The sequence below is a fragment of the Rhodococcus sp. MurmanLake-1 genome, assembly GCF_056945715.1.
This window is the reverse complement of record NZ_JBWZNF010000008.1, coordinates 130,726-150,850: the sequence shown is the minus strand read 5'-3', so window position 1 is coordinate 150,850 and position 20,125 is coordinate 130,726. Positions and strand designations below refer to the sequence as shown.

The 20,125-nt window shown below is 61.6% G+C and carries 11 protein-coding genes; 10 read left to right on the top strand and 1 reads right to left on the bottom strand.

Translation table 11 applies throughout. The annotated features are described in order from the left end of the window. Nucleotides 1-30 precede the first annotated feature (30 nt). The 6 genes from AC2ETI_RS22250 (at nt 31) to AC2ETI_RS22225 (ending at nt 6,077) form a co-directional block, all read left to right on the top strand. Nucleotides 31-930: a TauD/TfdA dioxygenase family protein gene (locus tag AC2ETI_RS22250; RefSeq protein WP_483634401.1), complete on the top strand. Its 900-nt coding sequence runs from the start codon at nt 31-33 to the stop codon at nt 928-930. Between the two features lie 51 nt (nt 931-981). Further along, nucleotides 982-2,034, top strand: coding sequence for a beta-keto acid cleavage family enzyme (locus tag AC2ETI_RS22245; RefSeq protein WP_003943988.1), 1,053 nt, complete (start codon nt 982-984; stop codon nt 2,032-2,034). A 96-nt stretch (nt 2,035-2,130) separates the two neighbouring features. Further along, nucleotides 2,131-3,492 carry an MFS transporter gene (locus AC2ETI_RS22240; protein ID WP_021332896.1) on the top strand — a complete coding sequence of 454 codons (1,362 nt, stop codon included), beginning with the start codon at nt 2,131-2,133 and terminating at the stop codon, nt 3,490-3,492. Beyond that, nucleotides 3,492-4,115, top strand: coding sequence for an RBBP9/YdeN family alpha/beta hydrolase (locus tag AC2ETI_RS22235; RefSeq protein ID WP_483634400.1), 624 nt, complete (start codon nt 3,492-3,494; stop codon nt 4,113-4,115). The genes AC2ETI_RS22240 and AC2ETI_RS22235 overlap by 1 nt, the downstream gene beginning before the upstream one ends. Next, entirely contained in the window at nt 4,108-5,697 is a 1,590-nt protein-coding gene (locus AC2ETI_RS22230; RefSeq protein WP_483634399.1) for a long-chain-fatty-acid--CoA ligase, read from the top strand. The genes AC2ETI_RS22235 and AC2ETI_RS22230 overlap by 8 nt, the downstream gene beginning before the upstream one ends. Nucleotides 5,698-5,705: 8 nt before the next feature. Further along, nucleotides 5,706-6,077, top strand: a complete 372-nt coding sequence (locus AC2ETI_RS22225) for a carboxymuconolactone decarboxylase family protein (protein WP_020905896.1) — start codon at nt 5,706-5,708, stop codon at nt 6,075-6,077. Between the two features lie 6 nt (nt 6,078-6,083). On the opposite strand, the gene AC2ETI_RS22220 is transcribed toward AC2ETI_RS22225, so the two are convergent. Next, the gene (locus AC2ETI_RS22220) at nt 6,084-7,397 is read right to left on the bottom strand and encodes an ammonium transporter (protein ID WP_003943791.1); all 1,314 of its coding nucleotides are present in this window, start codon (nt 7,395-7,397) and stop codon (nt 6,084-6,086) included. A gap of 162 nt (nt 7,398-7,559) precedes the next feature. Between AC2ETI_RS22220 and AC2ETI_RS22215 the strand changes: the two genes are divergently transcribed. From AC2ETI_RS22215 to AC2ETI_RS22200, 4 genes are all read left to right on the top strand, one after another. Then, nucleotides 7,560-9,806 (top strand): DNA polymerase III subunit gamma and tau, encoded by a 2,247-nt coding sequence (locus AC2ETI_RS22215; RefSeq protein ID WP_483634398.1) that lies wholly within the window; start codon nt 7,560-7,562, stop codon nt 9,804-9,806. 677 nt (nt 9,807-10,483) lie between these two features. Then, entirely contained in the window at nt 10,484-16,594 is a 6,111-nt protein-coding gene (locus AC2ETI_RS22210; RefSeq protein ID WP_483634397.1) for an SDR family NAD(P)-dependent oxidoreductase, read from the top strand. Then, nucleotides 16,591-18,147: a hypothetical protein gene (locus tag AC2ETI_RS22205; RefSeq protein WP_483634396.1), complete on the top strand. Its 1,557-nt coding sequence runs from the start codon at nt 16,591-16,593 to the stop codon at nt 18,145-18,147. Before AC2ETI_RS22210 ends, AC2ETI_RS22205 begins: the two co-directional genes overlap by 4 nt. 88 nt (nt 18,148-18,235) lie before the next feature. Then, nucleotides 18,236-20,047 (top strand): multicopper oxidase family protein, encoded by a 1,812-nt coding sequence (locus AC2ETI_RS22200; protein ID WP_058227082.1) that lies wholly within the window; start codon nt 18,236-18,238, stop codon nt 20,045-20,047. Nucleotides 20,048-20,125: the final 78 nt, after the last annotated feature.

Sequence of the window (20,125 nt, the reverse complement as noted above, 5' to 3'; positions counted from 1 at the left end):
ACCGAAACAGCACTTCCCAGAGGAATTGTCATGACCAACACCGCAATGTTGACAGAAAACCTTCCCTCGTCGACCAGCACGATCCGCGTCGAGAAATTGACCTGTTCGATCGGGGCAGAGTTGTCCGGGGTGGATCTCGGCGAGGTCGCGCGAGATGCTGCACTCTTTGCCCAAATCAAGGGATTGCTGCTCGAGCACAAGGTTCTGTTCTTTCGCGACCAGAACTTCTCCAGAGCCGAGCACGTAGAACTTGCCCAGCGATTCGGTGAACTCGAGGATCATCCGGCCCTGGGCAGCGACCCCGACCACCCGGGCCTGGTCCGCATCTACAAAGACCTGGACAGCCCGCCGGAGCATTTCGAGAATGCGTATCACTGCGACGCCACCTGGCGCGTGAACCCGCCCATGGGATGTGTATTGCGTTGTGTGGAAACACCTCCGGTCGGCGGCGACACGATTTGGGTGAACATGGCACTCGCCTACGAGAATCTGCCGGCGCGGGTCAAGGAGCAGATCAAGGACCTGCGTGCCAGGCACAGTATCGAGTCGACCTTCGGCGCTCGGATGCCGATCGATCAGCGGCACCAGCTGAAGGAACGCTTTCCCGACGCCGAACATCCCGTGGTACGAACACATCCGGAGACCGGCGAGAAGATTCTCTTCGTCAATTCGTTCGCCACACACCTCGTGAACTATCACACGCCCGAGAACGTCCGCTACGGAATCGATTACGCCCCCGGTGCCGGAAACCTGCTCACTTACCTGGCCAGCCAGGCCCAGATTCCCGAGTATCAGGTTCGGTGGCGCTGGACCGAGAACAGCGTCGCGATCTGGGACAACCGGTCGACACAGCATTACGCGGTGCAGGACTACTGGCCCGCGGTTCGAAAGATGGAGCGCGCCGGAATCATCGGCGACGCACCGTTCTGATCTCTCTTCCCAGCCCCGAAGATAATTCATTCACTCGATCGGAGTCACACTATGCATTTCCACGACGATTCACTGTTCCCCGAAACCCAGGACAAGCTTGTCATCACCGTTGCTCCCTACGGACCGGAGTGGGAGCCGGACGATTTTGCAGAAGACCTCCCGCTGTCGATGGACGAGCACGTCCAGCAAGCCGTCGACTGCTTCAACGCCGGTGCCACCGTTCTCCACATCCACGTGCGTGAACTCGACGGCAAGGGCTCGAAGCGACTGTCGAAGTTCAACGAGCTTCTCGGCCGCTTGCGTGAGGCCGTTCCCGAGATGATTCTGCAGGTCGGCGGCTCGATTTCGTTTGCCCCGGAGGGCGAAGGCGCCGATGCGAAGTGGTTGTCCGACGACGTGCGTCACATGCTGGCGGAATTGGAGCCGGCTCCCGATCAGGTGACGATCGCGATCAACACCAGCCAGATGAACATCATGGAACTGATGACCGACGACGACATCGCGGGTACGTCGATGCAACGTCCGGAATTGGCCGATACGTATCGGGAAATGACCGTGCCCGCCGGTCCGGAGTGGGTGGCAGAGCACCTGCGCCGGTTGCAGGCCGCCGGAATCCAGCCGCATTTCCAGTTGTCCAGTATTCCGCAGCTCGAAACGGTGGAGCGGTTGATCCGACGCGGCATCTACACGGGTCCGGTCAACCTCACGTGGGTCGCAATCGGCGGCGGTTTCGACGGCCCCAACCCGTACAACATGATGAACTTCGTCCAGCGTGTTCCCGATGGTGCGTGCCTGACGCTGGAAACGCTGATGCGTAGCGTCCTGCCGGTGAACACGATGGCCATCGCGATGGGCTTGCACGCTCGTTGCGGCAACGAGGACACCATCTGGGGCCGCAAGGGCGAGAAGATGACGTCGGTGCAGCAGATCGAGCAGTTGGTGCGCATTGCAGGCGAATTGGGCCGCGAGGTGGCTACCGCGAAGGAAGCTCGGGACATCTACCGGATCGGTGAGACGTATGCCGACACCGACGAGACGTTGGCGAAGCTGGGTTACGCGCCCAACCGCCGGATCGGCCAGCTGGGATTCACGCAGCACGCCTGAGTTCGCACCCTCTCGTACAACAGTTCCGGGGGTACGAACCGCGACGGTTCGTACCCCCGAATCCCCCCGTCTACCTCGAGTACTTCTAGGAGAGTCATGGGACTGCAAGCTCCCGCCACGCCACGTGTGGACACCGCGCTCGGAATCGGCGGACGACGAAAGTTATACCCGTGGATCGTTTTCGCCCTGGCTTTCGGTCTTCTGCTCTCGGACTACATGTCGAGGCAGGTGCTCAGTGCAGTCTTCCCGATCCTGAAAGCGGACTGGGATCTCTCCGATTCGCACCTCGCCTCCCTGAGCAGCGTGGTGGCATTGATGGTCGGGCTGTTGACGTTCCCGTTGTCGCTGCTCGCGGACCGCTGGGGCCGCGTCAAGAGCTTGATCTTGATGGCGGTGTTGTGGAGTGTCGCGACGTTGCTGTGCGCAATCGCTCAGACCTACGAACAGATGTTGGGCGCCCGATTCTTGGTAGGTGTCGGTGAAGCGGCGTACGGCAGCGTGGGTATCGCCGTGGTCCTCAGTGTGTTTGCGCCCCGCGTGCACGCAGCTCTTGCCGGTGCCTTCATGGCCGGTGGATCGTTCGGTTCGGTCATCGGTGTGGCAATCGGTGGGTTCATCGCAGTCCAGTTCAGTTGGCGGTGGTCTTTTGCCGCCATGGCGATCTTCGGTCTGATTCTGGTTGCGCTGTTCCGTGCCCTCGTCACCGAGAAGAAGCTCACCGCTTACGCCGTCGAGGCCGCGCCGGATGCCGCCGGGGAAGCGGTGAGACACGACGGTTTTCGTGCGCCGGTGTCCTCGCTGTTCACCAATCCCGCCGTGTTGTTCGCCTACATCGGTGGTGGTCTCCAGATGTTCACCGCCGCTGTACTTCTGGCGTGGTTGCCGAGCTTCTTCAATCGCTACTACGATTTGGCCCCGGACAAGGCCGGCGTCACGGCTTCCGTGTTCGTCCTCCTGGTCGGAAGTGGGATGGTGGTGTGCGGGTTCATCACAGATAGATTCAGCCGCGACGATTCGGCGCGGAAATGGACCACCGCAATCGTCTACTGCGCCATCTCGTTGGTGACGCTGAGTATCGGGCTCCGGTTGGATACGGGGACAGCGCAACTCGTATTGCTCGGTATCGGTGCATTCTTCTCCGCCGGTTCGTCGGGGCCGACGGCAGCTATGGTCGCGAACCTTACCCATCACTCGATTCGAGCGTCGGCCATGGGAACGCTCACCGTTGCCAACAACCTTCTTGGGCTGGCGCTCGGTCCCTTCGTGGTCGGCATCCTCGCCGATCACCTGGGTCTTCTCGGCGCTCTACAGCTTTCGCCCTTCGTCTATGTCGTCGCGGCCCTCGCGTTGGTAGCCGGCAAGCGTGCCTATCCCGCCGGGATGAGGCGGTTGGCGACGTTGCAGAATCGGCCCGAGATCCCCGGCGCCACTGAAGTAGCAGAAGTTCGGAGTTCCTGATGGATGAATCACCCACGGTAGTAATAGTTCCCGGTCTGCGCGATCATGTCGAGGATCATTGGCAGACTCACCTCGCGCGCAGGCTCGACAACGTTCTGACGGTTCCTCCCCTCGAGACCGACAAGCTCAGTCGCGATGCCAGGGTTGCGGTATTGGACGAGGTGTTGACTAGTGTTTCCAGCCCGGTGGTCCTGGTCGCGCACAGCGCCGGAGTCATGACAGTTGCCCACTGGGCGAGGGCGCATCATCGAGATGTTGCCGGCGCACTTCTGGTCACGCCGGCGGATCTCGAACTTCCTCTACCCGAGTCCTATCCGTCTCTCGAGGAGCTCGATCGGTACGGGTGGCTACCGATACCGCGTCAGCGTCTGCCGTTTCCGAGCACGGTCGCGGCGAGTCGGAACGACCCGCTCGCCGGGTATCGCCGAGTTGTGGGTTTGGCTGAAGGATGGGGGAGTCGGTTGCTGGATCTGGGTGAGGTCGGACATCTCAATCCGGCGTCCGGATACGGGTATTGGCCGCGGGCGGAATCATTGGTGTGGGAACTGCTCGAGTCGGTGTCGCACGCCGCCTCGTCTCGTACCACGGATTCCGAGTCGCAGGAGGAACACAGTCATGCTTGATCTTGCTGCTCTGCTGGAAGACTCGGCCCGGCGATACCCGGAACGGGATGCGCTGGTTCTCGGAGAAGCGAGGCTGACGTATGCACAGTTCGACGCCTACGCGAATCGCATCGCCCATCTGCTCGTCTCGCGGGGTGTCGAGCCAGGTGACAAGGTGGCGTTGTCCTGCCCGAACGTTCTCGAGTTCCCGATCGTCTACTACGGCATTCTCAAGGCCGGTGGCGTCGTCGTTCCTCTGAACATCCTGCTCAAGGGGCGCGAAATCGCCTATCACCTGGCTGATTCGGAAGCGAAGCTGTACTTCTGTTTCGAGGGAAGTCCCGAATTACCGATCGCCGAGTACGCCATCGCCGGGTTCGAGCAGAGCGAGACCTGTTCGGCCCTGATCGTGATCAGCGCCGAGCCGGGTGCACCGTCGTCGATCCTCGGAGTCGAGACTCTAGGCGAAGCACTGGCATCCGTGTCCGGCACGGAAACGCCTGCAGCCGCGGTTGTTCGTGAACCGACGGACACCGCGGTCATTCTCTACACCAGCGGTACGACCGGAAAGCCCAAGGGCGCCGAACTCACTCACTGCAACATGGTCTTGAATGCACTGTCGACCAACCGGTTGTTCGAGAGCGTTCCGTCCATGCATGAGCGTTATCTCCTGACTTTGCCGTTGTTCCACTCGTTCGGCCAGACAGTGACCATGAATGCGGGAATCTGCGTCGGTGCCACTTTGGTGTTGATGCCGCGCTTCGATGCGACCGCGGCACTCGAGATCATGGAACGCGAAAAGATCTCGGTCTTCGCGGGCGTCCCGACCATGTATTGGGGACTGCTCGGCGTGCTGGAGGAGGTAGTGAAATCCGGGGTGGATATCGAGACCGTTGCACAGAACATGCGGTGCGCGATCTCCGGTGGTGCAGCGCTTCCCGTCGAAATCTTGACACAGTTCAGGGAACGCTTCGGTGTTCAGATCCTCGAAGGGTACGGGTTGTCCGAGACCTCTCCGTTGGCCTTGTTCAGTGACCCGGAGAGCGACCCCCGGCCCGGTTCGATCGGCGTGCCGATTTGGGGCGTCGAAGCGCGGCTTGTCGATGACTCTTGGCGTACGATCACCGGCCCCGATGGAGTGGGTGAGTTGGCCATTCGCGGGCACAACGTCATGAAGGGCTATTTCAACCGACCCGAGGCGACGGCGGAAGTAATGTGCGACGGATGGTTTCGCACCGGGGATCTGGCACGGGTCGATACCGACAAAAATTACTACATCGTCGACCGCGCGAAGGACATGATCGTGCGGGGCGGATTCAACGTCTACCCACGCGAAATCGAAGAGGTTCTGCTCACCCACCCAGCCGTCTCACTCGTCGCTGTCGTCGGGGTGCCGGACACGAGCCTCGGCGAAGAAGTTGTCGCATTCGTGATCCGAGAGCCGAGTGAAGAGATCTCCGAATCGGATCTCGTGGAATGGTCGCGGGAACAGATGGCCGCCTACAAATATCCGCGCCGCATCGAGTTCGTGCCGTCGCTGCCGATGACGGCAACCGGAAAGATTCTCAAACGTGAACTGAATCAAGCATTTTCGATTGTCTGAGGAGATCGATGACTGACGTTCGAGCAAGTGAAGCTTTTCCCGTGACCCAGGCCATGAAGGATTCGGGTGGCTGGAATCCGTTGTGGGACGGACTTTCGGAGCTGGATCCCGAGTGGACCGAGCTGTACATGAAGACAGCAATGCAGCCCTGGAACAGTGGGGTGCTGTCACCTCAGGTGATCCAGTTGCTGTGCATAGCCGTCGATGCGGCGAGCACACACATGTACGCACCCGGCGTACGACGCCATATTCGCGCTGCGCTCGACATGGGAGTGACCCCGAAGGAGATTCTCGAGGTGCTGAAACTGACCACCGTCGTCGGGATTCACTCCTGCAATGTCGGCGTTCCGATCCTGATGGAGGAAATCGCAAACCGGTGACGGCGGTCAGTCCCGCTCGCGGTTCTCCCGTTCCTCACGCTGACGCTGGAGGAACGGGCTCGGGTTCTGTCCGCCGATCGGACCGTGGCCGAGGACTCCGTGCTCGTAGGCGGACTCCGCGTGCAGGGCAACGTCGATTCCGCGGGCCTCGTCTTCACGCGAAATACGGAAGCCGAAGGTCTTGTCGATGAGCTTTCCGAGACCGTAGGTCACACCGAAGGCATAGAGCGCGACCACGACGACACCGACGAACTGCTTGCCCAGCTGCGCGAATCCGCCGCCGAAGAACAAACCTTCCGGACCGCCCGTCATCACGGCCGTCGCGAGGAGTCCGATCAGCAACGAGCCGACGATTCCGCCGACGAGGTGCACGCCGACGACGTCGAGGGAGTCGTCGTAGCCGAGCTTGTGCTTCCATCCCACGGCGTACGAGCAGACGATGCCCGCGATCAGACCGATGACGAGCGCACCGAACATGTTCACCGTTCCGCACGACGGGGTGATCGCGACCAGACCGGCGACGACGCCCGAAGCTGCGCCGAACGTCGTGGGGTGTCCGTCACGGTTCTGCTCGACGAACAGCCAGCCGAGTAGTCCGGTACAGCCGGCGACGAGTGTGTTGAGGAAGATCTGCGAGGCCATACCGTCGGCCGCAAGGGCCGACCCGGCGTTGAATCCGAACCAACCGAACCAGAGCAGACCGACGCCGAGCAGGACGAACGGCAGATTGTGCGGACGCATCGACTCGGCCTTGAAACCCATCCGCTGGCCGAGGACCAGTGCCAATGCCAGGCCTGACGCTCCGGACACGATTTCGACCACGAGGCCACCGGCGTAGTCGAGTGCGCCCATCTGGGCGAGCCATCCCTGCGGATTCCACACCCAGTGAGCGACGGGGACATAGACGAGCAAGGACCAGATGGGGACGAAGATCATCCAGGCGGAGAACTTCGCGCGGTCGGCGATCGCACCACTGATGAGTGCTGCAGTAAGGATTGCGAACGTCAATTGGAAGGTTGCGAACAACACTTCCGGGACATTCCCGTGCACGGTCGACGGGTCGATGCCCGCCATGCCGATGTGTTCGAGTCCGCCGATGATGCCACCGTGATCGTCGCCGAACACGAGGCTGTAGCCCACGAACAACCACGCGACCGTGACGAGTGCGATGGAGACGAAGCTCATCATGATCATGTTGAGTACGCCGGTCGAGCGGACCATGCCGCCGTAGAAGAGCGCGAGTCCTGGCGTCATCAGAAGTACGAGTGCAGTACTGACGAGCAACCAGGCAGTTGCTCCGGCATCGATGGTGGCGGGCACAGTTTTCTCCTCACGCATGCGGACCAGCCCGCGTGCACGGAACCCACGATGGGTGCGTGCGGTTTCCTCCGCACTGCGATTGTGTTGCGAACATGTTTCGGGAGAAGTCGGCGTTGCACCCGCACCGGATCACCTGTCGTGGGTCGCCGGTAGTCTTTGCGCGTGGCCCTGTACCGGAAGTATCGACCCGCGTCCTTCGCCGAGGTGGTGGGGCAGGAGCATGTCACCGCACCGCTCAGCACGGCCCTCGACACCGGACGCATCAACCATGCCTATCTGTTTTCCGGCCCGCGCGGCTGTGGAAAGACGTCGTCGGCGCGAATCCTGGCGCGTTCGCTGAACTGTGAGCAGGGACCGACGTCGACGCCGTGCGATGTATGCGACTCGTGCGTTTCGCTTGGCCCGGGCGGCACAGGCAACCTGGACGTGACGGAACTCGACGCCGCAAGTCACGGTGGCGTCGACGACACCCGAGAACTCCGAGACAAGGCGTTCCACGCCCCCGCCGCTTCTCGCTACCGCGTCTTCATCATCGACGAGGCACACATGGTGACGGCGGCGGGCTTCAACGCGCTGCTCAAGATCGTCGAAGAGCCGCCGGAGCACCTCATCTTCATCTTTGCGACGACGGAACCGGAGAAGGTTCTCCCGACCATCCGTTCGCGTACACACCACTACCCGTTCCGCCTGTTGGCGCCGTCGACCATGCGCGGACTCCTGGAAAAGATCTGCGCCCAGGAAGGCGTACCGGTCGAGTCTGCTGTTTATCCCCTGGTCATCAAGGCCGGCGGCGGTTCGCCTCGCGACTCGTTGAGTGTCCTCGATCAGTTGCTCGCGGGAGCCGGCGAAGAAGGTGTCACGTATCCGCGGGCGCTCTCTCTTCTCGGAGTCACCGACGTCGCGCTCATCGACGAAGCAGTAGACGCCCTGTCTGCCAGTGACGGAGCCGCCTTGTTCGGCACTGTCGATCGGGTGATGGACGCCGGTCACGATCCACGCCGATTCGCGCTCGATCTCCTCGAACGTCTACGCGATCTCATTTTGATGCAGGCAGTCTCCGATGCCAGCGAACGAGGGTTGGTCGATGCGCCGGAGGCCGAGCTGGTCACGATGCGTGAACAGATTCAGCGAGTCGGCCCGGCCACGCTCACCCGTTTCGCCGAAACCGTCCACGCTGGTCTCAGTGAAATGCGTGGGGCGACGGCGCCGCGGCTGCTGCTCGAAGTGATGTGCGCGAGAATGCTGCTTCCTTCGGCCTCCGACACCGAGTCGGCTGTGTTGCAGCGGCTCGAGCGCCTGGAACAAGGTATTCCGGCTGCCGGAGTCGCGGCTGCCGCTGCCCCTCGCGCGGCAGCAACGCCGGCACCGACTGTGCCGCCGCTCGAACCGGAGATTGCTTCCAAGTTCCAACGGCCCTCCCAACGCAAGGCCGAGCCTGAGGCACGGCCGGAACCAGCCGCCCCGGCTCCGGCGGCGCCGCCGGTCGTCGAGGCTCCTGTCGTCGAACCTCCGGTAGCGGCAGCTCCCGTGGTCGAGCCTCCCACCGTCGAGATCGTGGAACCGCCGGTTGCGGAAGCTCCAGTGGTTGAAGCTCCGGTGGTTGAAGCACCAGTGGTTGAAGCTCCGGTTGCCGAAGCTCCAATAGTTGAAGCTCCTGTGGTTGAACCACCGGCTCCTGCTCCGGTCGAAGCGGAAGAGCTGATCGGGCTTGCCGAGCCGGAACCCGACTACGAGCCCGAGCCCGAGTACGAGGAGCCGGCGGCTGCAGAAGCTGCGCCGGTCTCGGCGGGCCCCACAGTCGAGACCCTCCGTGAATCGTGGAACACCTTGCGCAACAAGGTCGGTGAACGAAACAAGGTTCTTCCGGCCATGCTGTCCGCTGCGACGGTTCACGACGTGCGTGGACATGTTGTGGTCATCGCTCACGGCTCGCCGGTCCTGGGTGCTCGTGTGACGCAACCGCACAACGCGGCGGTCATCTGCGAGGTCCTTGCCGAGATGTTCGGTGGCACTTGGCAAGTCGAGTACCAAGAAGGTGCGCCCACAGCGCCGGCAGCATCGAGCGCACCCAAGGTGACAGAAGCTGCGAGCCGCCCGGCCGCTGCGCCCCGCTTCTCGCGCCCCAGTCAGGAGCGTGCAGCGCAGCAGCCCAAGGCCCCGCAGCCCCAGCGCGGAGATTCGGACGACATTCCGCCGCCTGAGGCCCCCGACTATCCGGAAGACCCTGGACCGGCCCCTGCTCCTGAGGTCGACTACGAGGCAACTCCTCCGCCTGCAACGCCGGAGGACGAGGACGAGATGTTCGCGGAGGCGGCTGAGCCCGCTGATCCGACTGCCAGACGTGATCCCGAGGACGTTGCAAAGGAACTCCTCAAGGACGTCCTCGGGGCACGCCGCCTCGAAAGCTGAGTTGCCGACTCGGTCCGTGCGCGTGAAACGGCTGTCGGAATGCCGCGGCACCACTGTGTGATCGAATTGTTATAAGTGCCGTTCCTTTTGTGTGCGCACGTGTCGAAAGGGCACCGGCTCGGCCCGGCAAAGCTGAATTGTGTGTGGCCGGTTTGCTGGCACATTCGTTCGCTCAATTCCGGTGTAACGAAACATCGATTCGGACGATGGTCGCCGAAGAATATCTGGAATTTCTAGCTGTCTGATCGACATTCGCGTGCTGTTGCTAATTCTCGGTGTGTCACGAATGTTCAGATTGATAGTTGTCGGATGTTTGTTTTGCGGTGATCGACCAATTTGGGACATTCGGCGAATTGGCCACATATTCGGCATTGCGGCATTTCGGTGCGCACTCAACTGAGCATTTGCCGATCTCGAGAAAACGGTGGCCGTGAAACCGGTGTCCGGTACGGATGTTCAAACCACTGCTTGACCGGCGACGAAGCAAATAAGTAACTCCGAGTTACAGCTAACTATCGATTGCTGCTAAATTGCTGACACATGTTCACGGAGCTGAACGACCTTTGTTATTTGTTTATGCCTTGAGGTGAATCTGCGTTTTACACACGGCTGAACGCGTGGTTAGTCTTCGGTCGATTGAGTCTCCCGTGGATGCGCGCGAAAATAGGAAGTGTAAGATGACTGAAGATTCAACTAATCCCGCGATCGCGATAGTCGGGATGAGCATGTGGTCTCCCGGTGCCCATGATCTGCAAGGATTTTGGGAGAACGTCCTCGCGCGACGGATGCAATTCCGAAAGTTTCCCGAGTCGCGGATGTCGCTCGACGACTACTGGAGCGCGAGCCCTGACGACGTCGACAAGACATACGCCGACCGCGGCGCGTTCATGGACGGTTTCGAATTCGACTGGGTCGGTCGCCGGATACCGGAGCGAACCTTCAAGTCGACAGATCTCACACACTGGTTGGCGCTGGAAACAGCACTCGGGGCTTTGGCGGACGCGGGCTACAGCCGAGGATCGGTGCCAACTGGACGCAGCGCCGCAATCGTCGGCAACTCCCTCACCGGTGAAGAATCCCGGATGTGGTCGATGCGTTTGCGTTGGCCTTACGTCAAGCGCGCACTCGCTGTGGCAGCCGAAGCGCGCCAGTTGGACAGTTCCGTCGCCGATGCTCTCGCCGAGACGATGGAAGAGGTCTACAAAGGCCCGTTGGTGGAGCCGAGTGAAGACACTCTGGCCGGCATGTTGTCGAATACGATCGCCGGCCGTATCTGCAATTACCTCGACTTCAACGGCGGCGGGTACGTCGTGGACGGTGCGTGCGCGTCCGGAATGCTCGCGGTGGCGACTGCAGCCGAAAAGCTGGCGTCCGGCGCGGCCGACTTCGTCTTGGCAGGTGGAGTCGACGTCAGCCTGGATCCTTTGGAACTGGTGGGATTCGCCCGTTTGGGTGCACTGACACGCGGCGACATGAACGTGTACGACGCAAGCCGAAGCGGATTCATCCCGGGTGAAGGTTGCGGATTCGTGGCCTTGAAACGACTCGAGGACGCCAGGGCAGACGGCGACTACGTGTACGCGACGATTCGCGGCTGGGGCATCTCCACCGATGGCAAGGGTGGAATTACCAAGCCCCGCGCCGAAACTCAGGCCGAAATGATCCGTCGCGCATATTCGGGAGCGGGATTCGCGGCCAGCGAGGTTGCCTTTGTCGAAGGACACGGAACTGGTACTCCCGTCGGGGACCCTGTCGAATTGGCCGGCGTCCAGCAGGCCGCGCAGACGGACGGACCAGTCGAGGCTCGTAGCATCGGCATGACCTCACTGAAGTCGCTGATCGGGCACACGAAGGCGGCGTCGGGCATCCTTGCGCTGATCAAGGCGACCATGGCCGTCAATCAACGAATCCTTCCGCCGCTCGCCGGTTGCACCGACCCGAACCCGGCGTTCGGAACCGAAGCACCGGCACTCTTTCCGCTTGTCAACGGCGAGATCAGAGATCCGTCGGAGAAGATGCGTGCCGGTGCGCAAGCCATGGGTTTCGGCGGTATCAACTGCCACGTCGCGATCGAATCGGCTGATGCACCGTCCATCAAGCTGACACCCTCGCAAGACGTCCGCACGATGATGGCGTCGTATCAGGACACCGAGGTATTTGTACTCTCTGCAGATTCCGCGGTGGACTTGGCGACCCGAGCGCGGGATGTTGCAGATCTGGCGGTTCCGTTGAGTGTTGCGGAGCTGCTGGACTTTTCGGCGAAACTCTCGCGAGTGATCTCGCCGACCGCGCCCTTCCGTGCCGCAGTGGTGGCCGGACGTCCCGCGCAGTTGGCCGAACGCATGCGTCAGCTTGCCGTGATCTGCGAGAACTCCGCTCCTGCATCCGGTCAGGTGAAGGTCGTGAGCAACGAGATCTCAATCTCGAACGCCGTCCACCACGACATCGGATTCCTGTTCCCGGGACAGGGATCCCAACAACTAGAGATGGCGCGCGTGCTGATCGAGCGCTTCGAGTGGGCACGCGAACTGGCGACCGAGGCGGACGGCTGGTTGGAGGGAGTTGGAGCGGAGGCGATCACGCCTCGAATTCTGCGGAACCCGGTCAAGAGCGCTGACGCTGCGGAATTGGCGAAGTGGAAGCGGGATCTCGCCCAGACGCAGTTCACCCAGCCTGCCGTCGCTTTGGCTTCGCTGCTCTGGTTCGAGTACCTCCGCCGATTGGGTGTCACACCCAGTGCTGTCGCCGGCCACAGTCTCGGCGAGTTGACCGCGCTCTACGCGGCAGGAGCTTACGACCAGAAGACGCTGATCACCTTGGCTGCGGCGAAGGGTGCGGCCATGGCTGTCAGTGGTGGTGGAAACGGCGCGATGGCGAGCCTGACCTGCGACCGATCGACGGCTGAGGTGATCATTGCGGAAACAAAGGGTTACGCGACCGTCGCGAATCTGAATACGCCTACACAGACCGTGGTTTCGGGCACCAAAGACGCGGTCGACGATGTGGTTGCCATCGCGAAGACGCGCGGAGTGTCGGCTCAGGCGCTTGCCGTGTCGAATGCTTTCCACTCCGAGATGATGAACGAGGCCGAGCGGGAGCTGAAGTCCACTGCGCCCGTTGACGAGCAAGTCGATTCGTTGACTTGCCCCGTGTATTCCTGCGTCGAAGGGAAACGCGTACAGACGCCACTGGCACTTCGCGAATTGGTCACCAAACAGGTTGTCTCACCGGTCGACTGGGTCAAGACGGTAAGTGGAATCTCGCAGGACGTGGACCTGCTCGTCGAGGTCGGACCCGGCCGTGTGCTGACCGGGCTCACCAAGGCGATCAATGGGACCGACGGCGTGCGCTGCTTCCCCGTTGCGTCCAAGTCCGGACGCGACGAGGACTTCAACGTCGCGCTGGCCGCGATGTACGTCCACGGCGCTCAGGTCCGCTGGAACGAAATTTTCGACGGCCGGTTCGTGCGCGAATTCGTTCCTGCCGATCAGAAGGTGTTCATCGAGAACCTGGCCGAGGCGAAGCTGACGGTTACCTCTGCTCCCGAACCGCTCGCACTTGGTACGTCCGGCGGGGATCCGGCTGCGGCGCTGGCCGATTACCTGAGCCGACGCGGGACCTTCCTCGTCGACGTGATTCGTGCTGATGTAGGCAGTGGAGCGACTTCTCCGTCTTCTCCATCTGCTCCGACTTCGCGGGCAGTCACCAACGGCCACGAATCTGTAGCAGCGAAAGCTCCTTCGCCGGTTTCGGCTCCGGTAGTCGAAGAGCCGGCTGACGCGGGCGCTGGGTCCGTGGAAAGTGAGCTGACCAGGATCCTCGCCGATACGACGGGATTCCCCGCCGAGTCGATCACGACGGATCTGCGTCTGCTCGATGATCTGAATCTCGACTCGATCAGTGCGGCAGAGGCTATTTCGAAGGTTGCGCATCAGTTCGAGGTTGTCGACCTCGACCCTGCCGAGTTGGCCAATGCCACGATCGGAGAAGCAGCATCGCTGATCCTTGCGGCATCACCGAATCTCGGTTCTGCCGTTCCAGCAGCGAGTTCGGTGCAGTCGGACGTGTCGCGAATACTGCTCGAGGTAATCGCGGAGGACACCGGATTTCCGGTGGAGTCTCTCGATGTGGATCTCCACTTGCTCGACGACCTGAACATGGACTCGATCAAGGCTGCCGATGCGATAGCAACTGTGGCAACGCGATTGGGTGTTCAGGGTGATCTGGATCCGGCCGAACTCGTCAACGTCAGCCTGGGTGAACTGATCGAAGTGCTCGATCGATCCGCGAAAGAGAAGTCGGGGCAGCAGCAGCCGGTTGCGCGGGCGCTGCCGGTGAAGGCAAAGGGTCTATCAGCCGACAGCTTCACCTGGGTTCGCGATTACACCCTGGAAAAGGTTCGGAGCGAGACAGCGTTGCACGGAGTCCGAGACCTCACGGACACGACGTTTGTCGTCATCGGTGACGACGCCGGTTTGGTCGGAAGGTTGGAATCCGAACTACGAGGGCGTGGTGCTCAGGTCGACATTCGCACATTCTCCGACGGCGCTCCTGCGAATGCACAGCACGTGGTTGCCGTAATGCCGCGTGTGACCGATGATTCCGTCACCGAAATCGGCTTGCGCCGTGGGATCGAACACATGTACAAGATGGTTCCGGCGCAGCAAAGTGGAGGCGCACGAACCACATTGGCAGTGATTCAGTTCACCGATGTCGAGTTGGGCAATCCGGCGCCGGTATCGAGTGCGGCGGCTTTTGCCGCTTCGGTGCATCACGAGCGCCCCGAACTGGATGTCCGCGTCATAGGATTCGACGGCTCGACTGCGGACGCGGTGGTGGCAACCACCGTCGTCTCCGAGTTGGATTCGGTTGCATCCTATGTGTTCGCGACTTACGACACCGAGATGGGACGCACGGCACTGCAACCGCGGGTTCTTGCCTCGAGCGACTACACCGTCCGCGAGAGCGGGTTGGGGAGTTCGGATGTAGTGGTCGTGACCGGTGGCGCGAAAGGCATCATGGCGCAATGCGCTCTGGCTCTCGGTCGAAAGACAGGCGCCGAACTAGTGCTGATCGGAAGCTCTCAGCGACAAGCGGGTGACGAAATCGCTTCCACTCTTGCGGACTTCACGTCTGCCGGATTGAGCGCTCACTACTATCGCTGCAACGTCACGGATGCTGCGGCGGTGGCCGGCGTCGTCGCCCAGATCGAGGTCGAGGTTGGGCCGATCACCGGGTTTGTCCACGGTGCGGGGGCGAATGTTCCGCGGCGGTTCGAGAGAGTCGACAGCGCTGCGGCTTTCAAGGAGGTCGCACCTAAGGTCCTGGGCGCAGCCAACTTTGTCGAAGCGCTCGCTGATCGCGACTTGAAGCTGTTCGTGGGCTTCTCCTCCATCATCGGATTCACAGGTATGCCCGGAAACAGCTGGTATGCATACGGAAACGAGCTTCTCGACGAAATGGTGATGCGGTATGCCGCCGGGCACCCGAAGACTCGGACGTTCTCGCTCGCGTACAGCGTGTGGGGGGAGACCGGCATGGGCGCCCGCATGGGCAGTGTCAACCACCTCGCGAAGATGGGTGTCATGCCGATTTCCACGGCTGCGGGAGTGGATCATTTCCTTCGTCTGGTCGACAGCGGACCCGAGGCGAGTCGTATCGTCGTGACCAGTCGACTCGGCGGTCTGGACACCTGGGCGCCGGCAGCACCGGCTCTGCCGGCGGTGTCGCGGTACATCGACCAAGTGGTGACCATCGAGCCGCAGGTAGAACTGGTTACCCGGACGACGTTGTCCACCTCGGCAGATCCTTTTGTCCTAGAACATGTCTGGAAAGGATCGGCGCTGCTTCCGACGGTGTTCGGACTCGAGGCGATGTCGCAGGCGGCGGCTTATGTCACCGGACGCGTGACTCTGGGCCGCGTCCGCATCGACGACATCAAGCTGGATCGACCGATCGTCGTCGACACGGTCGAGGGCACCAGAGTCGAGATCAAGGCAAGCGTCGTGGAGCAGGATCGTGATGCTGCAGGAACGCGGGTGCATGTCACGATCGGCACCGAACGGACCGGGTACGGACGGCCCCATTTCTCGGCCGACTTCATCTTCGGGCTGGACGAAACACTGCCGGAGTTCGAGAAGGAGTTGCCGCGACCGGTGCTCGACATCGATCCGTTGGACGATCTCTACTCGTGGTTGCTGTTCCAGGAGGGCGATTTCCGCCGACTCGAAGAGATCTCGAGCCTCGATTCCGAGCACATTCTCTTCAGCGCTATTTCGCGAGCCGACCGTAAGCAGCACCTCCTCGGTGATCCCTACTTCCTCGATTCCCTGCTCCAATCGGGTCAGATCATGGTTCCGCGGGAGATCTGCCTTCCGGTCAACATTGCGCGAATCGACATGTACGACGGACGATTCGAGGCTCGTTCGTTCACCGCGTACGCCTACGACAAGGTGCAGACAGAGACCCACATGCAAGCCGACGTGGCGGTGGTGAAGGACGGACGAGTGGTGATGCAGCTCGAGGGATATCGCTCCCAGATTCTCTCCCACGACGAAAGCCGTCCTACAGCTGAGGAAATCGCGGATCCGACTGCGCGCGACGCACAGATCATTCTCGACAAGCTCGCGCAACACAGCCGGGCGTTGGGAGTGAAGAGCCCGCGGGTTGTGGTCGCGCATACCCCGGGGATTCACGAGTTGACCAAGTCGGAACGCCACGAGCAGGAGAAACCGATCGCCGAGGCGGCCGTGAACATTCATCTCGATGAGGATGTGGTGATCAAATGAGTAATGCCTTTGCCATCGAATGGCAGGAAACCGGAAAGCCCGTCGTCGTCGGTGATATTCCGCCCTCTGTGGATGTCTCGTTCTCGCACGACGGCAGCAAGTCACTCAGTTCGGCCGGCGACTGGCCTCAGGGGTGTGACATCGAACCGATTCGCTCCCGAACCGCCGTGCAGTGGAAGGCGCTTCTGGGTTCGGCGCGGATTCCGCTGCTGGACGAGTTGATCGCAGGCGGCGAATCACTCGATCGTGCGGGAACCAGGCTGTGGGCGGCGGCCGAGGCGATCCGAAAGGCCACGGGGCAGATGTCGGTTTCTCTGGCGATGGGCGCCAGGGAGGACGACGCAGTGACCTTCCGCGGCGGCGCAGAGGGAAGCGTGGTGGTTCTGACTTTTCCAGCTCTGTTGACGGACAACGAGGAGCGGATTCTCGCGTTTGTGACTCATGAGGAGGATGCGGAGGAACCGGCGCAGGACCCGGCACCGCAGTTCGACTCCGGACCGTTGTCGGCGAAGTCTCTCGCGCAGTTCGATCCGATGGCCTACGGCTCCGACGTGCATGTGGTGGCCCGGAGCGGCTATCCGGCGGTGTCGATCCGGTTCCCCGTCGGGTTCCGGGACGCGTGCAACGTCGGTGGATCAGTGGGGTTCGCGAGCTTCGCGCTGTGGTTGGGCGCTTTGCGAGAGAGGGGAACCGGACCGATCTCGAAGCAGATCGTGGAGGACATGGCGACGGGTCGTTGGGGCATGGTGACCAACAACTCCGAGGTGTTCATCGATGCGAACCTGTACACCGACGAGATTGTCGAGGGGACGATCTGGATCACCGAGCTCACCGGTCCGGATCGGGCAACCACCAATCTGCATGTCGAATGGTGCCGGGTCGACGGCGAGACGCGCACTCACATCGGGTGGAGTGCGATGCAGACGACGTGGGTGGAAATCCTCTCCCACGGTGTGGTGGCGGCACGGCCGATGCCGCAGTACTTCCACGATTTCATCGAGCCGATGACGATTCCGACGGGGACGAAGAACATCGCTGTTCCCACCGAACCGAAGAACGTCGATCGTGGTTCCGTGATCCGCTCGGCTCCGATGGTGCCGCGCAATCCGTACCTGCTCGAATCCGAGGTGTTCTCGACGACGTTGCAGGACGGAAACGTCGTGGGCAACATCTACTTCGGCAACTATTACATCTGGCAGTCGAGGGTTCGGGACAAGTTCCTGGTCCGTTCTCAGCGTGAGGCCATGGCGGCCAGAGGCGCTCTCGGGGAACTTCGTTGTGTGCACACCAGGGTTGAGCATCTGCGCGAGGTCATGCCGTTCGACGACGTCCTGGTCACGATGTCCTTGTCTGCCCTCTACGAGAGGGGGATCGACCTCGAGTTCGAGTACTTCAAGGTCAATGAGGACGGATCACGGGAGAAGCTCGCGATCGCTCGGCACAGAACTGTCTGGACGATGCCGGGCGCTCCGGGAGAACTGGAAATCTCTCCGCCGTCGAAACTTCCACAGTCGCTGATCGATTCGGTGCTGGAGGCGATCGACGGAAAGTAGACGGGGGATTTTCCGAGATCGAAGTGGAGAGACGGGTTGCGTTTTCCTTGCGGGAGAACGCAACCCGTTTCGATGGGGAGGGGAATGTATGGGTATCGGGGTTTCCAGAAGATCGGTTCTGAAAGGGTCGGTAGTCGGCACAGCGGCTGTTGCTTTGGGTGCAAAGGCAGGTGCTGCTCCGGCGGGGAGTGTGGATATCGAGTCTCCGTTGATTTTTCATTCGCCGGAGTTCGAGCCGTTCTGTGACGAACTACATTCGTTGTCAACGCTTTCCGGAAACGAGATCACACTGACAGCGCAAGTGGGGCAACATGCCTTTCATCGGGATTTTCCCCCGTCCCCGGCACTGTCGTACCGCAGCGGAGAGATCGGTGGCGGTTATCTGGGCCCTACCGTCGAGGCGCATTCCGGCGAGCCGATCATGTTGACGTTCGAGAACGATCTGACCGGACATCCGTTGGCAGCGGACATGGATATGACGCTGCACGGAATGCAGGCCGACTTTCGTGCGCACCCGCCGACGTCGTTGCACTTGCACGGTGGAGTCACTTCACCTGAGAGCGACGGCCACCCGGAACTGCTGGTGATGCCGGGACAGGCTGCGATGCATCACTTTTTGCACGGTCAGGAAGCCGCCCACCTCTGGTATCACGATCATGCGATGGGCATCACCCGGCTCAACGTCTACGCCGGTCTGATCGGCAACTATCTGATCAGGGATGAATTCGACACCGGCAAACTGGGAAATCCGTTGGGGTTGCCGGCCGAGGAATTCGAGATCCCGTTGATCCTGCAGGAGAAGATCTTCACGCCGACAGGCGCCCAGAACGGCCGATCCACCATCTTGATCCCGGAAGGATCGTGGGAAGGCGGCGCGGTGGGCGACGTCGGCTTGGTCAACGGCAAGGTGTGGCCGGAACTGTCCGTGGCTCGGGGCCTTTACCGCTTCCGCATCGTCAATGCGTCGTCGGCAAGTGTGTGGAATCTTCACTTCTCGAACATGATGACGTTCTGGGTCATCGGCAACGACGCCGGAATGCTCGACGCACCCGTCGCGGTCAATGCCTTCCGCTGCGCACCGGGGGAGCGGTACGACCTCCTCGTCGATTTCACCGGACTGTCGGAGGGTTCGACGGTGGAGCTTCGCAACGACGAGGCGCCCCCGCTGCCCGCCGCTGTCATCGGTGAAGTGACTATGCCGCTGTTCTGCCGGTTCCGCGGTGACGCCAGGCGCGGATTCACCGGTGGTGTTCCGTCGCAACTGCGCGGTGGGCGCCGACAACGTGACGTTCTCGCCCCGTTGGAGCAGCCGACGGTAATTCGCACGGTGACGGTGAGCCAGCAACTGGAACTGCGGAATCCACCGGCTCAGATGACGTTGAACAACCTGACGTTCAGCACCACGGACGTCGAGAGGCCGCGGCAAGGCACCGTCGAGCAGTGGAACATCGTCAACACCACGCCGGACCCGCATCCGATACACCTGCACTTGGTGAATTTCCGGATTCTCGGCAGAACACCGATGCGGACGCTGGAGTACTTGATCCGCCATCCGCAGCCGGTGATCGGCAACAAGTGGACTCCGTCGCCCGACGGGTTCGAGGCGGGGCCGATGATCGCGCCGGCGCCGTGGGAAGCGGGGATGAAGGACACCGTCAGGGTGGACGGCGGCACCGTCACCCGGATCATCGTGCGATTCCCCACCGCGGATGAGCTGGGTTTCGATCCCGACGCGATGTTCGATCGTCTTCCGAGCGGTGTGATGACGGGTAGTGGGATGACGGGCGGCGGGCGCCACGATATGGCTGATTCTGGTCGACTCCAGGGATACGTGTGGCATTGCCATCTACTCGATCACGAAGATCACGACATGATGTTGCCGTATCGCATCGTGCCGTGAGTGCTTCCGGGGGCGCTCTCGAAATGAACCGAAGCGGGCAGGCGTTCGCGCACCTGATCACCTCGGTCACCTAGCAGG